General features: G+C 54.5%; 17 protein-coding genes, 1 tRNA gene and 1 pseudogene. 8 read left to right on the forward strand and 11 right to left on the reverse strand.

Annotation, left to right across the window (positions count from 1 at the left end):
- Nucleotides 1–34: 34 nt before the first annotated feature.
- The 7 genes from rpmI to HBN61_RS07225 all read left to right on the forward strand — a co-directional run bounded on the left by rpmI (nt 35) and on the right by HBN61_RS07225 (nt 4945).
- A complete protein-coding gene (gene rpmI / locus HBN61_RS07195; protein ID WP_002553160.1) occupies nt 35–229 on the forward strand; it encodes a 50S ribosomal protein L35 in 195 nt (64 codons plus the stop codon).
- Nucleotides 230–258: 29 nt separating this feature from the next.
- Nucleotides 259–615: a 50S ribosomal protein L20 gene (gene rplT, locus HBN61_RS07200; protein WP_047275143.1), complete on the forward strand. Its 357-nt coding sequence runs from the start codon at nt 259–261 to the stop codon at nt 613–615.
- Between the two features lie 109 nt (nt 616–724).
- A complete protein-coding gene (gene pheS, locus HBN61_RS07205; RefSeq protein WP_094994173.1) occupies nt 725–1741 on the forward strand; it encodes a phenylalanine--tRNA ligase subunit alpha in 1017 nt (338 codons plus the stop codon).
- 26 nt (nt 1742–1767) lie between these two features.
- The gene (gene pheT / locus HBN61_RS07210; RefSeq protein ID WP_170046433.1) at nt 1768–4146 is read left to right on the forward strand and encodes a phenylalanine--tRNA ligase subunit beta; all 2379 of its coding nucleotides are present in this window, start codon (nt 1768–1770) and stop codon (nt 4144–4146) included.
- A gap of 3 nt (nt 4147–4149) precedes the next feature.
- On the forward strand, nt 4150–4452 hold the full coding sequence (ihfA, locus tag HBN61_RS07215) for an integration host factor subunit alpha (protein ID WP_002553164.1): 303 nt from the start codon (nt 4150–4152) through the stop codon (nt 4450–4452).
- Nucleotides 4433–4789, forward strand: coding sequence for a MerR family transcriptional regulator (locus HBN61_RS07220; protein ID WP_047275136.1), 357 nt, complete (start codon nt 4433–4435; stop codon nt 4787–4789). Before ihfA ends, HBN61_RS07220 begins: the two co-directional genes overlap by 20 nt.
- A gap of 79 nt (nt 4790–4868) precedes the next feature.
- Nucleotides 4869–4945: transfer RNA gene (locus tag HBN61_RS07225), tRNA-Pro, on the forward strand.
- 69 nt (nt 4946–5014) lie between these two features.
- On the opposite strand, the gene HBN61_RS07230 is transcribed toward HBN61_RS07225, so the two are convergent.
- The 6 genes from HBN61_RS07230 to HBN61_RS07255 form a co-directional block, all read right to left on the reverse strand.
- The gene (locus tag HBN61_RS07230; protein ID WP_170046434.1) at nt 5015–6193 is read right to left on the reverse strand and encodes a tyrosine-type recombinase/integrase; all 1179 of its coding nucleotides are present in this window, start codon (nt 6191–6193) and stop codon (nt 5015–5017) included.
- Nucleotides 6194–6489: 296 nt separating this feature from the next.
- A complete protein-coding gene (locus HBN61_RS07235) occupies nt 6490–6714 on the reverse strand; it encodes a helix-turn-helix transcriptional regulator (RefSeq protein WP_262498729.1) in 225 nt (74 codons plus the stop codon).
- A 50-nt stretch (nt 6715–6764) separates the two neighbouring features.
- Complete coding sequence (locus HBN61_RS07240; protein WP_262498730.1) at nt 6765–7691, reverse strand: phosphohydrolase; 927 nt, start codon at nt 7689–7691, stop codon at nt 6765–6767.
- Nucleotides 7692–7832: 141 nt separating this feature from the next.
- Nucleotides 7833–7985: a hypothetical protein gene (locus tag HBN61_RS07245; protein ID WP_169835958.1), complete on the reverse strand. Its 153-nt coding sequence runs from the start codon at nt 7983–7985 to the stop codon at nt 7833–7835.
- 163 nt (nt 7986–8148) lie between these two features.
- A complete protein-coding gene (locus HBN61_RS07250; protein WP_169896991.1) occupies nt 8149–8577 on the reverse strand; it encodes a hypothetical protein in 429 nt (142 codons plus the stop codon).
- Complete coding sequence (locus tag HBN61_RS07255; protein WP_170046435.1) at nt 8574–8879, reverse strand: hypothetical protein; 306 nt, start codon at nt 8877–8879, stop codon at nt 8574–8576. Before HBN61_RS07255 ends, HBN61_RS07250 begins: the two co-directional genes overlap by 4 nt.
- Before the next feature lie 76 nt (nt 8880–8955).
- Here HBN61_RS07255 and HBN61_RS07260 point away from each other — a divergent pair, with 76 nt between their 5' ends.
- Nucleotides 8956–9231, forward strand: a complete 276-nt coding sequence (locus tag HBN61_RS07260) for a hypothetical protein (protein WP_170046436.1) — start codon at nt 8956–8958, stop codon at nt 9229–9231.
- Between the two features lie 28 nt (nt 9232–9259).
- On the opposite strand, the gene HBN61_RS07265 is transcribed toward HBN61_RS07260, so the two are convergent.
- From HBN61_RS07265 to HBN61_RS07285, 5 genes and pseudogenes are all read right to left on the reverse strand, one after another.
- Nucleotides 9260–9868 (reverse strand): 3'-5' exonuclease, encoded by a 609-nt coding sequence (locus HBN61_RS07265; protein ID WP_170046437.1) that lies wholly within the window; start codon nt 9866–9868, stop codon nt 9260–9262.
- 63 nt (nt 9869–9931) lie between these two features.
- Nucleotides 9932–11686 (reverse strand): AAA family ATPase, encoded by a 1755-nt coding sequence (locus HBN61_RS07270; RefSeq protein ID WP_097192801.1) that lies wholly within the window; start codon nt 11684–11686, stop codon nt 9932–9934.
- A gap of 315 nt (nt 11687–12001) precedes the next feature.
- A pseudogene (locus HBN61_RS22595) lies at nt 12002–12187 on the reverse strand (DNA translocase FtsK); the annotation flags it as partial.
- 535 nt (nt 12188–12722) lie between these two features.
- On the reverse strand, nt 12723–12929 hold the full coding sequence (locus HBN61_RS07280; protein WP_169907526.1) for a hypothetical protein: 207 nt from the start codon (nt 12927–12929) through the stop codon (nt 12723–12725).
- A 5-nt stretch (nt 12930–12934) separates the two neighbouring features.
- Complete coding sequence (locus HBN61_RS07285; protein ID WP_170046439.1) at nt 12935–13900, reverse strand: hypothetical protein; 966 nt, start codon at nt 13898–13900, stop codon at nt 12935–12937.
- Nucleotides 13901–13905: the final 5 nt, after the last annotated feature.

The raw sequence follows: 13905 nt of genomic DNA on the forward strand, positions 1-13905 counted from the left end.
TTATGTTTATCAACTGAATGCGGAGTATCCGAACATGCCAAAGATGAAGACTAAAAGTGGTGCTGCTAAGCGGTTTCTGAAAACTGCTAACGGTATCAAGCACAAACACGCTTTCAAGAGCCACATCCTGACCAAAATGTCGACCAAGCGTAAGCGTCAATTGCGCGGTAGCAGCTTGCTGCATCCGTCTGACGTGGCAAAAGTCGAGCGCATGCTGCGCCTTCGTTAATTTTTGGTTAAGACTAGAGGAAGTAACTCATGGCTCGTGTAAAGCGTGGCGTTGTCGCCCGTAAACGTCACAAAAAAATTCTGAAACTGGCTAAAGGCTACTACGGTGCACGCTCGCGCGTATTCCGTGTTGCCAAGCAAGCGGTAATCAAGGCAGGCCAATACGCCTACCGTGACCGTCGTCAGAAAAAACGTCAGTTCCGCGCTCTGTGGATCGCTCGTATCAACGCTGGTGCACGTATCAACGGCCTGTCTTACAGCCGTTTCATCGCCGGCCTGAAAAAGGCGTCCATTGAGATCGACCGTAAGGTTCTGGCTGATCTGGCAGTGAACGAAAAAGCGGCGTTTGCTGCGATTGTCGAGAAAGCTAAAGCCACTCTGGCTTAAGTACCCCCGACAGTCACTTGGGCTTGCTTATGTAAGCTTGGGTGTTAAACGTCATAAACAGGGGAAGAGCCTTCAAGCTCTTCCCCTGTTTTGTATCTGGAGTCTGTACATGGAAAACCTGGATGCGCTGGTCTCTAAAGCACTAGAGGCTGTTGAGAGCGCTGAAGATATCAATGCCCTGGAGCAAATCCGGGTTCTTTACCTTGGTAAAAAAGGCGAATTGACTCAGGTGATGAAGACCTTGGGGAATTTGCCGGCAGAGGAGCGTCCTCAAGTAGGCGCGCTAATCAATGATGCCAAGGAGCGTGTCACAGAGGTTCTCAATGCGCGTAAGGCTCAGTTTGAAGAGGCCGAGCTGGCCGCCAAACTGTCTGCCGAATCCATTGATGTGACCCTGCCTGGTCGAGGCCAGACCTCCGGCGGTCTGCATCCGGTAACCCGGACTCTGGAACGTATTGAGCAGTTCTTTACCCGCATTGGCTACGGCATTGCCGAAGGTCCCGAGGTTGAAGACGATTACCACAACTTCGAAGCACTCAACATTCCGGGTCATCACCCGGCGCGTTCTATGCATGACACCTTCTATTTCAATGCGAACATGTTGCTGCGTACCCATACCTCTCCGGTTCAGGTCCGCACAATGGAGTCGAAGCAACCGCCGATCCGCATTGTCTGCCCTGGGCGTGTATATCGAAGTGACTCGGATATCACTCATTCGCCAATGTTTCATCAGGTTGAAGGCCTGCTGATCGATCGCGATATCAACTTTGCTGATCTCAAAGGCACCATTGAAGAGTTCCTTCGGGTGTTCTTTGAAAAAGAATTGGCCGTACGTTTTCGTCCTTCTTACTTCCCCTTCACTGAACCCTCGGCAGAAGTGGATATGGAGTGCGTGATGTGTAGCGGCAAGGGTTGTCGTGTCTGCAAACAGACGGGCTGGCTCGAGGTCATGGGGTGTGGAATGGTTCATCCTAATGTGCTGCGTATGTCCGGGATTGACCCTGAAGAGTTCTCAGGTTTTGCTTTCGGCATGGGTGTGGAGCGTTTGGCCATGCTGCGTTACGGTGTGAATGACTTGCGTCTGTTCTTCGAGAACGACTTGCGATTCCTCGCGCAATTTCGCTAGTCGTAACGCATTTTTAGGAGAGCAGGATGAAATTCAGTGAACAGTGGCTGCGTGGTTGGGTTAACCCGCAGGTAGAACGCGACGAGTTGGTTGCTCGTCTGTCGATGGCTGGACTTGAAGTGGACAGTGTGGCTCCGGTCGCAGGTGCATTCAGCGGTGTTGTGGTGGGTGAGGTATTGGCCACCGAGCAACACCCGGACGCTGACAAACTTCGTGTTTGCCAAGTTACAAATGGTATTGAAACTTTTCAAGTCGTCTGCGGGGCGCCGAATGTACGTCCGGGCCTGAAGATTCCGTTTGCCATGATCGGCGCTCAATTGCCGGGCGACTTCAAGATCAAGAAGGCCAAGCTGCGCGGTGTTGAGTCCAATGGCATGTTGTGCTCCGAAGCCGAGCTGCAAATTGGCGAGGGTAATGACGGTCTGATGGAGCTTCCTGCAGATGCTCCGGTAGGCGAGGACATTCGTGTTTACCTAGACCTCGAAGATGCGAGTATTGAGGTCGATTTGACCCCGAACCGCGGTGATTGCTTGTCTTTGGCAGGTTTGGCCCGTGAAGTGGGCGCTTTGTACGCCGCAGAAGTGACACGCCCGGTGATTGAGCCTGTCCCTGCCGTACATGACGAAGTCCGCTCTGTAGATGTGTTGGCGCCTTCTGCATGCCCTCGTTATCTGGGCCGTATCATCCGCAATGTAGATTTATCCCGACCTACACCTCTGTGGATGGTGGAGCGCTTGCGCCGCGCCGATGTGCGCAGCATCGACGCTGCGGTCGACATCACTAATTATGTGATGCTGGAGCTGGGGCAGCCTCTTCATGCATTTGATCTCGCCGAAATCAACGGTGGTATCCGTGTTCGCATGGCGGAAGAGGGTGAAAAACTGGTTTTGCTTGATGGCCAGGAAGTTAGCTTGCGCAGTGATACGCTTGTTATTGCAGACCATCAGCGGGCGCTGGCCATTGCGGGTGTAATGGGTGGTGAGCACAGCGGCGTATCTGCGACAACCCGAGATGTATTTCTTGAAAGCGCTTTCTTCGACCAAATTGCCGTAGCTGGTAAAGCACGGTCCTATGGGTTGCACACGGATGCGTCCCACCGCTACGAGCGTGGCGTGGACTGGAATTTGGCCCGTGAAGCTATGGAGCGCGCCACTGGCTTATTGCTAGAAATTACCGGCGGTGAAGCAGGTCCGATTATCGAAACAGTTGCCGAACAGTTCTTACCGTCGATTGCCCCCATCAACCTGCGTGCTGCGCGTATCAGTCAGATGTTGGGAATGGAGATGGATCCCGGCCAGGTCGAGCGTTTGCTGTGTGCCTTGGGGCTTGAAGTTACTGCAATTGGCGAGGGGCAATGGCGCGTAGGCGTCCCAAGCCATCGTTTTGATATCGGTCTGGAAGTGGACTTGATAGAAGAGCTTGCTCGTTTGTACGGGTACAACCGTCTTCCAGTCCGTTATCCGCAAGCCCGACTGGCGCCTCAAGCCAAGACTGAAGCTCGCAGTGAGTTGCCAGAGCTGCGTCGTTTGCTGGTAGCGCGCGGATATCAAGAAGCTATCACCTACAGTTTCATCGACCCTAAACAGTTTGAGCTTTTCAACCCTGACCTTGAGCCTTTGCTGTTAGCCAATCCTATATCCAATGATATGGCGGCGATGCGTGCTTCCTTGTGGCCTGGTTTGGTCAAAGCATTGCAACACAACTTGAACCGTCAACAAGATCGCGTCCGTCTTTTTGAAAGCGGACTACGGTTTGTAGGGCAGTTGGAAGGTCTAAAACAAGAGTCCATGCTTGCGGGAGTTGTGTGCGGTACTCGCTTTCCTGAAGGTTGGGCGCAGGGGCGTGAAGTGGCCGACTTTTTTGACATTAAAGCTGATGTGGAAGCTGTATTGGGCTTTGCGGGTGCTTTGGATGCTTTTGAGTTTGTTCCTGGTCAGCACTCGGCGCTCCACCCTGGACAGACTGCACGTATTGAGCGTAATGGTCGTCAGGTAGGTTTTGTAGGCGCGCTTCACCCGGAACTGAACAAAAAATTGGGTCTGGACAGGCCTGTTTTTGTTTTTGAATTGGTTTTGGCAGAAGTGGCGTCGGGCAAAATGCCGAAATTTTCTGAGCTTTCGCGCTTTCCGGAAGTCCGTCGCGATCTGGCTTTGATTGTCGACAAAGACGTAGCTGCCAGTGATGTGTTGAATGTCATTCGTGAAAATGCGGGCGAATGGTTGACAGACCTGAGGCTTTTTGACGTTTATCAAGGTAAAGGTATTGATCCCAATAGAAAAAGCCTTGCGGTCGGCTTGACCTGGCAGCATCCATCGCGCACTCTTAATGACGATGAGGTGAATACCACGACGCAGAACATCCTCACCTCGCTCGAACAAAGGTTAAACGCCACGTTAAGGAAGTGACGTATGGGGGCTCTGACGAAAGCTGAAATGGCGGAACGTCTTTATGAAGAGCTGGGCCTGAATAAACGTGAAGCCAAGGAATTGGTGGAGCTTTTTTTCGAAGAGATCAGGCACGCTCTTGAAGACAATGAACAGGTCAAGTTGTCCGGTTTTGGCAACTTTGATTTGCGTGACAAGCGACAGCGGCCTGGCCGCAATCCGAAAACGGGAGAGGAAATCCCGATCACGGCACGCCGTGTGGTCACTTTTCGTCCAGGGCAGAAGTTAAAAGCCCGAGTAGAGGCTTATGCTGGAACCAAGTCATAACGACGAGCTCCCGCCAATTCCGGGCAAGCGCTACTTCGCCATCGGCGAAGTTAGCGAGTTGTGTGCGGTCAAACCGCATGTCCTGCGATATTGGGAGCAAGAGTTTCCTCAGCTTAACCCCGTAAAGCGGCGAGGAAATCGCCGGTATTATCAACGACAGGATGTGTTGATGATCCGGCAGATTCGTGCCTTGTTGTATGACCAAGGCTTCACAATTGGAGGTGCGCGGTTGCGTCTTTCAGGTGATGAAGCGAAAGATGATACAACCCAGTACAAGCAGTTGATCCGCCAAACCATTTCAGAGCTTGAAGATGTTTTGTTGATCCTTCGCAAATAACTTGATCATTACTACTTTCGCTTTTTTTAGGCTTAAGGTATATTTGCCCGAGTTATTTCAAATAGTTCTAACGCCTAGTCGGGGCGTAGCGCAGTCCGGTAGCGCACTAGCATGGGGTGCTAGGGGTCGAGTGTTCGAATCACTCCGTCCCGACCATATTATTCAATGACTTAGCCCAATCTTCACAGGTTGGGCTTTTTCATGCTTAGGGACTTTTGCGGGGGATCACCCAGTTTTCCTCCTCAAGATCGTCAGTGCGGGCCCCCGCGAATCAGTTGACGATGCTTTGTTTGCCGCTTCGATCAGTTGCCCAAGCTCTGCGGTAGAATAGTGGCTCGTAATGCTTCCGTTTTTATGCCCAAGCAATGCCTTTCGATCTTCCAGTGTCACGCCTGCTGCACGTAGCCTTCTGCCAAAGGTGTGCTTCAGGTCGTGAACCCGGATCGATGCGAAACCCGGCAAGGCAGGGCGCAGGTATTTCTCCTGCCATATCTTCGCTGCGCGTACCCGCGCTTTCTTCCAGGCCGAATCGTTCATCCGATGCATCCCAGTACCGTCATAAGGGAAAACCCATTCCTTACTCAGGCCGCGTTGCTGCTCGATGACTGACTTGGCCACCCCATTCAGAACCACAAGACGATCCTCGCCGTTTTTCACGCCTGAGGTTTCCCGTCTTCCGCCAAATCCTGCCGGTATCAGGAAAACACTGGTATCCAACTCGGGCACAGCAATCTCCCAATCCCAACGCAGTTTGCAGACCTCTTGCTCACGACAGCCGGTGTTTACCTTGAACATGGCCATACGTTGCAAGTGAGCTGGCAACTCAGCAAACAACACTGACTGCTCTTCCCAAGAAAGCGGGTAGGGCTTCCGGCTGTTTGTTTTCTCATCCAGCATGCTGATCATCGGCACCGACTCCAGCCATGGCCGCTTCTCAGCATCCCGCCACTTGCGTGCGCATAGATTCAAAATCCTGACGACACGTTGCAGGGCGATGTTGATTGTCCTGTTCGATACGCCGGGCTTAACCTTGCCGGTCTTTGTCAGCCCCGGCGTTTGCCTGTCCTTGATGAACTGTGCCAGTGACCCGTCATCGACGTGGGTTATGGGCAGTTCACCGAGGTAAGGATCAAGCTGTTCAATGTGTGATGCAGACAAAGCAATTGATGGCTGGTCCTGATATTCCACCAAAAAACGGGTGGCGGCCTCGCGCCAGGTTCTCACCTGACGCACGCCGTAAACCTTTTCCTGTCGGAGTTTCTCAAGCCGGAAAATCAGGTACTGCTCGGCTTCTTCCCTTTCGCTTGTTCCAGTGCTTTCTTGAAGTCGTGTACCACGGACGACCTTGTCGATGTGCCAGATACCGTTCCTCTCATAGAGGCCGGAGATCGTTTTTCGCGCCATTGTGTTTCTCCCGGGCGCCCACTGCGAGGCGGATTGTTGTCCCGTAGCGGTGCTTTTTCAACCGATTTGGTCTTGATGTAGTTGTCTGCCCACTGATCGAGCTCGTACCTGTCGAACCCAACGCCTTGTGCGCCGATACGAATTTCCTGCACGTAAGGCCGCACCATTTCAGTGAATGCACCCCTCGACATGCCGAGGTAGGCGGGCGCTTTACCGGCCCTGAGAATGCGTGGCGGACATTGATCTGCCATTACTGCTGCTGCGCTTGCCATAGGTAACCCCCTGTGTATGCGGCGTTACCCGCGTGCCGCCATTCGTTCGTTTACCCAGCCCAAGACTTCGGCTTTAACCCAGCGCACAGCGCGAGGCCCGACACGGACTTTCTTCGGGAAAGCGCCTTTATTCACCATGTCGTAGATCTTCGTGGTCTTGAAGCCTGTAATCTTGATCACCTCGGGCAGCGCGATCAGTTCGGTTGGTTGCGCTTCGATGTTAGGGGTGTTCTGCATTAGAGCGTGCATAGAGATACCTCGCTGTGCCGGTAGCGGCTGGTTTACTGGAGTATGGGTTGTTACAGAGTAAGTTCGTGGCCGAATGGCACGCGAAAGCCGGAAGCGTTACGGTGACCGCCGCCTCCGTACTGGCTGGCGATTTCCGAAACGTCTATTCCTTCATCAGTGCTGCGTAGGCTGAACACTCGCCCAGTCGGCGTATCCCAATAGCAGGCTGCGAATGGCTCGCCCTGTGCCATCAAGTGACCGGCATCGCTGGTCAATGTATAAGGCAGGGATGCGACTGGTACGTCGAAGCCTCCGATCTTCAGTCGTCGTTTCGTCACGCCAACCAGCTCTGCAACATCCTTGTGATGCTTGCGTTCAATTGCCGCCCCATCTGAAACCAGAGTGAGAACATCAGCGGCCACCAGTTGGTCCCATACTTCAAAGTCGTAGGGGTAGCTGAACAGGTTGGCTTGGATCTCCCGGGTGCCCTCAAGCTTGAATAGCCAAAGGTCGCGATCCTCGATGTGTCGCAATAACTGAGGTGGCTCTTGATTGGGGAAGTAGTGATCCCAGGCGAGCATCGCGCCACTACGATTCATATCGAAACAGCAAGCGATCGTTGGGCCGTTTTGCGAGTTAGCCATAACGTGCGCTGTTTTCCAGCCAAGCAATGTGGCTCCGTCATCGCGCCGGGTGTCTTCTTCAACGCCTGCGTGGAACGACTCAAAGCGGGCCAAGTCTTCGGCAGCGCTTTTATGGTGGTCTAGCACGATAACGCTATTCGCCTTGCGTGCAAGCGCCGCCAGTATGTCGTACTTGTAGCTGAAGTCGACGATAACCACGTCCTTGCCAGCTACGTCCGGCGGCTCTTGGCCGTAGATACCAGCTACGAACTCAACATCACTGCCAAGAGCTTTTCGCACTACCCAGGCCGCACCGAAGCCATCAGCGCAGTTGCCGTGGTAGATACACATCTTTTTACGTTGAATCTCAGACATAGAAATACCTCGCTGCCGATCATCGGCAGGTTGATTGAGTTGTGAGGGTTGGTTTTTAGGTTTGGCGCTTGAAGTCAGTGCAGCGCACGACGATCGTGCTGCCATCACGCTCAATGCTCAGCATCGGCTTATTGCTCTGGCTTAGCTCCAGTAACTCAAGTCTTCGTCAATCGCGGCTTGAGGTGACCAGCCGGGGAATGTTTCATAAAGCGAGCTGACCATATCCCATCGAGCCCAACCGCAACGGCTTCGCATGTACAGGTATGCCCGCAGTTTCCAGATAAATTTGCTCATACCTTCTCCCGTGCGCGCCGCTCAACTGCTTGGGCTTGGCGCAATTTGCTGCATTTGGTGTGGTTGCCATGGGCGCGTGACCTGTTGCATTTGTCGCATATGGTTTGCAGATCCAATCTCTGGATCGGGATGCCGCGCTTTTGAACGGTTCGGCGCAGGGCGGTCATGGCAACACCTTCAGCGCTGACTTGCCCAGCATGCGCAGCGCACGGCGAGCACTCCCCAGCTTCTGGCGTACCTCGCGGCGATCACGGATCACACGCCAAGCTGCATAACAGTGTTCACAGCCTGTGTCTTCTTCGGTCAGGTGTATTTCCTGATCGTCGCTGTTCATGCTGACTTGGTTGCCGTAATCGCTTTCGACTGTCTCGTTGAACGCTTCCCAGAGGTGGGTCTTGACCAACCCTTTCTGATCCATCAGCCCGTAGTATTCGTCCGTAGCGATATCCGGGCTGTTGATCTTTTTCATCACCGGGCACTCAGCTAGGTGCGCGGAGATCTGTCTTTTCATCTGCCCGATTTGTTGGATCAGGCGCTCGTGATTGGCCAGCGCGGTGATGACGTGGGATTCAAACGGAACTGTTTTAGTCATGGCTTCACCTTCAACAGATCAATAATTTGCTTGATTCCGCTGGCGTAGCTCGACGGCTTTGCAGCGGCATTCAGCGTCAGGTTGCGAATGGTGCTGGCCACCACCAGTGGGTTGCGGATGGATGAACCGAGGGACTTAACGACTTCTTCGGCGTAGTGCCTGCCTTCCAGCTCCATGACGCGGTTGATAGGGCCGGTGATAACCAGCTCAGGCAGTGGCTGGGCGGCCTGAATCGGAACGATCAGGGCGGGTGCAGCGGATTCGCGGGCACGGTCAAGCGCCTGCTGTGCAAGTGGGTTCATGGGGGCCTCGCCAGGTTGGCGTGTTCGGAGTATGTGTGCCTTACTCCAAGTTCAAATAACCACTAGGGGTAGGGAGATGCTTCAAAGGACAAAGACATATTTCGACTGGGCTGCTGTAAAAGCCAATATCAAAAGTAATGAGTTAAAACTGGAAAACGGCACCCAAGTCGATGTTCGGGCCAGGACTCTGGACGATGGAACTAATCAATTATTTGTTGGCGTGTATACGGGTAAAGGTGAGCCAATTGTTGAGGACTACACTGACAATGTTGTCGGCATGACAATCGATCAGGCTCTTGATTGGGGGCTTGATCGCGGTAGAAGCGTCGGCAACGGCCAGAAATCTGAATGAATCAACGCCCCTTGCGGGGCGTTTTTATTTAGGCAACCTGAGTAGGTGGGTTCATGGCGAAGTAAACCCGGGCACAAGCCTCGGTATCAGGCCGCGCACGGTGGCCGCCGACCAGCTCTTCACCAGTAAAGTGGCGCAGTGCCTCAGCAACGGTCGGAACCTTGAACTGTCGACCAAAGCCCGCGGCGATCATCTTGGCGGTCGGCGGGCACTGCACTAGGTTCTTGCTCGACTGGCATGTGCAGTACCCGGCAGTCGCCTTGAACGCATCAGCCGCTTCCTTGCCCCGGTACCGCGACAGGGCAATGCGCATGATGCGGTCGTCAAAGCTGATGTTGTGGGCAACCCGCAGGCCCGAACGGTCATGAATGGCCATGAAACCATCTAGCGCTTCCGACTCAGGGATACCCAAGTCCATCGCCATTTCGTTGGTGATACCGTGTATCGCGGTCACTTCGGCAGGGATCACCCAACCGTCAGGGCGAATCATTGCTTCGAAGGAATCAACCAGCGCGCCGTCGGCGCTGTAGGCCAAGATGCAAATGTCCACCAGGTGCGGTTGGCGCGGATCGTCGCTTGGGTCACGGAACAGTGGCAGGCCGGTTGTCTCTGTATCGTAAGGGGTGATCAGGTTCATGGTTGGTTTTCCTGTAGGCAATAAGAAGGCGCCGTGCTGGCGCCTGTGGAGTAGGGGGTGGGCTTAACTGGCTTGCTGCAATTGCACGTCTTCCCCTGCAACGCCGTTTTCGATCCATACCGCATTGAACTCGGCCGGCAGCTTGGCGGGTTTCTCTTTGAGCGAGCCGCAGATAATGGCTGTTTCGATTTCACCGGACTTGGCCAAGCTGAGCAGCAGGGCCAGAAGCTGGGAGCGCGCCTTGGTGATCAGCACATCGAAGCGATCCAGCACCACCAAACGCAAGCCCGACGCAATGGCAATGGCCAGCCCGATCAGTGCGTCACAGCGCCAGCGTTCTGACTCCGACAACAGCGTGTAGAGGCGACCCGCTGCGGTGATTGCCATGTCAGGGCCGATGGAAACAGCAGGCCAGCCCGCAATCGTGGAAAGCTTGGCCAAGCTGCGGTTAATCGGCTCCAGAGCACCGGCCAAGATTTCGCCGGGGATGCCATCCGGTGCCAGTGCGGCAGCAATCAACGTCCAAGCCTTCACATCTTCGTGATGCTGCGCGGCCTGTTCGGCCTTCGTCTCAGCGTTGGTGATCATGTCAATGCGCTCGCGCATGGCTTCGACCTTGGCGGCCGCCGCATCGCGAAGGTTGCGCTGCACGTTAATGGCATCCACAACCCGCTGGATCATTGCGTCTGTGACCACTTCACCAGCGGTTTCGGCCATTGCATCAAGGTCGCGACCTGCCTGCTCAGACTCGGCAACGGCTTTCAGGTCATTGGCCTGCGTGCGAAGCAGCAAGCTGTATGCATCGTTGGCCTTTTGAAGTCCAAGCTTTGCGGCTGCCTGCTTGTTCAAGTCAGCGGTTTTGCCTTTGAACAGCTCAATGCCTTTGCCGACAACCTTCAACATCACTCCGCAGCCCGGGCAGTTGCACGAAGACTCGCCAGAATGCGCCTCAACCTTTTGCTCGGCCTCGGCAATCTTGACCTTCCATTCCTCTAGCCCGGTGTTAGTCGCTTCCAGCTTGGTCTTGCGGCGGAAAAGCTGTAGGAATATTTCCTCTATTTCGGTTTTGCGCGTTGCCATGCTGGCAGCAGTTTCGCGCTTGGCACGCAACCCGCCCAGGTGCTGGTCACCCTTACCGATTTCATCTACGGCTTTCGTATGTTCGGCACGAGCCTGTGCCAAATCTTCCTGCGACACCTCGGGTATGCCATCGTCCAGCGCAGGGATTGTCACCATCCAGCCTTCGGCCTTTTCGCTGCCGTAGACCTCACCGGTCAGCCCCTTCCACGCGCCACGGCTTTCGCTGGCGTAGGTCTTGGCCTGCTCCATTGCAGCATTGAAGCCACTCAGCAGCAGCGGCTTAATCTTCTCGATTTTTGCAGCTTCAGCGCCCTTGGCGGCCAGCTTTTCAACGATCAATGCAGGCTTTTGGCTGGATTTAGTCAGTGCGTAAAGCAGTGAGCGCCGGGATTTGTCGTCGAGCTTGGCGAAGGCGTCAGGGTTGAGCACATAGGGCAAGTAATCTTGACCAGCCACATCAGTGCGATCCATTTTGCCATTAGGCAGGGTGATGCTGCTGGCCACGCCGTCATGGCCGATGATGATCTGAGCTTTTTTCTGACCTTCTGTTACGAGCTTGGCGTAGTCCTTTTTGTGCGCGATCCGGGCTGACTCGCCCAGCGCCAGACCGACCGCTTCTTTCATGCTGGACTTACCGGCGCCGTTGAGGCCGCACACCATAGTGATGGGCGCGGAAAGGGCCAGGTTTGCGTGGCGCAAGCCCTGAAAGTTTTCAACGTAGATGCTTTCGATACGCATGGCTTACTCCACACTCAGGTTTATAGAGAGGTCGTCCAGCGAGGCAATGACCTTGTAGGTGTTATCGATTGAAAGTTCAGCTTCGGTTTCGAGCTGAATAACTTCGTTATCCACCAGGCGCAGCAGCAGTGTGCTGGCTTGATCGCTGTCGATGGCGAGACGGCTTTGCAGCCACGTTGCGTCGAAGATGGTGGCCTTGAGGACGATCAGTTGGGCCGCGTCTTCGTAGGTGAAGTCGCCGAACTCTTTGCCGAAGGTTTGCTCCGGAACAAACTCGGCGTCGACAATATCGTCGTCTTGGCTGTTGGCGCTGAGGGGTGCCAGAACGTCACGCCCGCCGTTGGTATCCATCGGCGTCACGATGCCCTGCGTTTCCATCCACTCAAGCATGCGAGCCGCGCGGTTGTAGCCGACTTTCAGTTTGCGCTGCACTGCGCTGATGCTGGCCCGGCGCGTCTCAGCTACGAACTGCACGGCCTCGGCATACAGCGGGTCTTGGTCGCCAATAAAATCAGGCTCGTCGTCTTGCTCGCCTGCGCCGCCAGATTGGCCGCTAAAAAGACTGCCAATCAGCTCACTGACATGCAGCGGGAATTCAGCTTGGTCGCGATCAGGCTGGATGAAGTCCAGGCCCTCAGCGTAATCGTCCGGTGCCATCACCAGTAGGCAAAGACGGCCGGCACTGTCGATAAGGTCATGGCGGTTAGGATCTTTCGCATCGACGATAGAGGTCAGGGTCAGTTGCTTTGAGTTGAACTTGACCTCTTTCATGGTGACTTCGATGGTTGAGACTTTGCGCGAACTGATGATCGCAATGGCGTTATGTACCGCCTCTGTCGCGGCTTTGCTCAACCGGTCAATGACTTCCTGCTGCTGGCCTTCATTCAACTTGCCGTATGGCGAGTGCAGGTTTTTCAGTTCAAACAAACCCGCATTCACCAGGTCATGCACCAGCAGCTCATGCGCCAGCACAGACGGCGGGGTATCCAGAAGCTTGGCGCGATCAATGATGGCCTTGTGTTCTGTCTTCATGGGGTTAGTCCTCTGTTCTGGCGATGCGTTCGAGCTTCGACTTTTGTGTCGGGCTCAGATGAGTGTGAGCGCCGTAGCGCGTGAAGTTGGCCCGCATGTTTTCGGTGAACTCCAATTCCCAGGCGCCGCTGGCCATAAGCTCAGCGACGGCTAACAGGGCGGCGAACTCCTCAACGCGGTCGAATATTTCAGCGACTGATTGAGCTGCCATTGGGGTTACTCGATATTGAGGCCGTCTGTGTCGGCGGCTTCGATGGTTTCGGCGGTTTTTGTCGTGCTTTCGGCCTGATCTGTTGCGGATTCAGCCGTTTTTGTCGCGCTTTCTGCCGAATCTGTAACGATTTCTGCGTCTTCAATGCTGGTGTCTTCTTGATCTGGGATAGGTGGTGCTGCCTGATCCTGAAGATCGCCAAGGTTTACCGTGAAGCTGCCAGAGTCGTCCGGCTTGGCGTCGATGAAGTCGTGCACCTCTTCGGATGTTTGCAGTCCCATCAGCAGTTCAGGTGCGTACAGTCGCCCAAAGAAACTTGCACAGCGATAACGCAACATTAGTTCCGGGATGGTCTGCCACTTGCTGCCTTTTTTGGTCAGCCACCCCTCGTCTAGAGCCATCTGGATAGACACGACTGGAGACTCAAGGCGCTCGCCGGTTTCCTTTTCGATAGCCCAAGCCATACAAGTCTGGTGACGAACCTTGATGGTTTTGGTTATTTCGTTCGGCCGTTTCTTGCCGCCACCGGCTGGCGCAACCCATTCAGTGACCGTGTAGGGTACTTCGATAATTTCGCCGGGCTCCCCAAGGACAAAGCGCAACGATGAATACCGTCCACAACTGTTGATTGACGCGATGATGAAAGCGCTGGACCAGCTCGGACGACCCTCAATGATGTGCAGGTTTTGCATGATCATCAGCGGGTCAGCGTTCATCCGCTGGGCCATGTTCAAAGCAACGGCGCAGTTCGCGATGCCGGCGCTGTTTTTCTCGTAGCCCGTTACCTGGCCATCTTGCTTGATTTCCTTGTACGCCCGGTATGCCACCGGAACCATCGTTGAGCTGCTGAGCATGTTGGACACGCGTAACAGTTGGTCGAAGCCCTCACCAGTAAGGAAGCCCATCGGTACGTTTGATTTAGGTTTCGCGACGGCGCTGGTTTGCATCTGCGCCAAAGTGGTCTGGGTCATGGTTG

The sequence above is a fragment of the Pseudomonas sp. WS 5071 genome, assembly GCF_012985765.1.
GTDB lineage: Bacteria > Pseudomonadota > Gammaproteobacteria > Pseudomonadales > Pseudomonadaceae > Aquipseudomonas > Aquipseudomonas lundensis_A.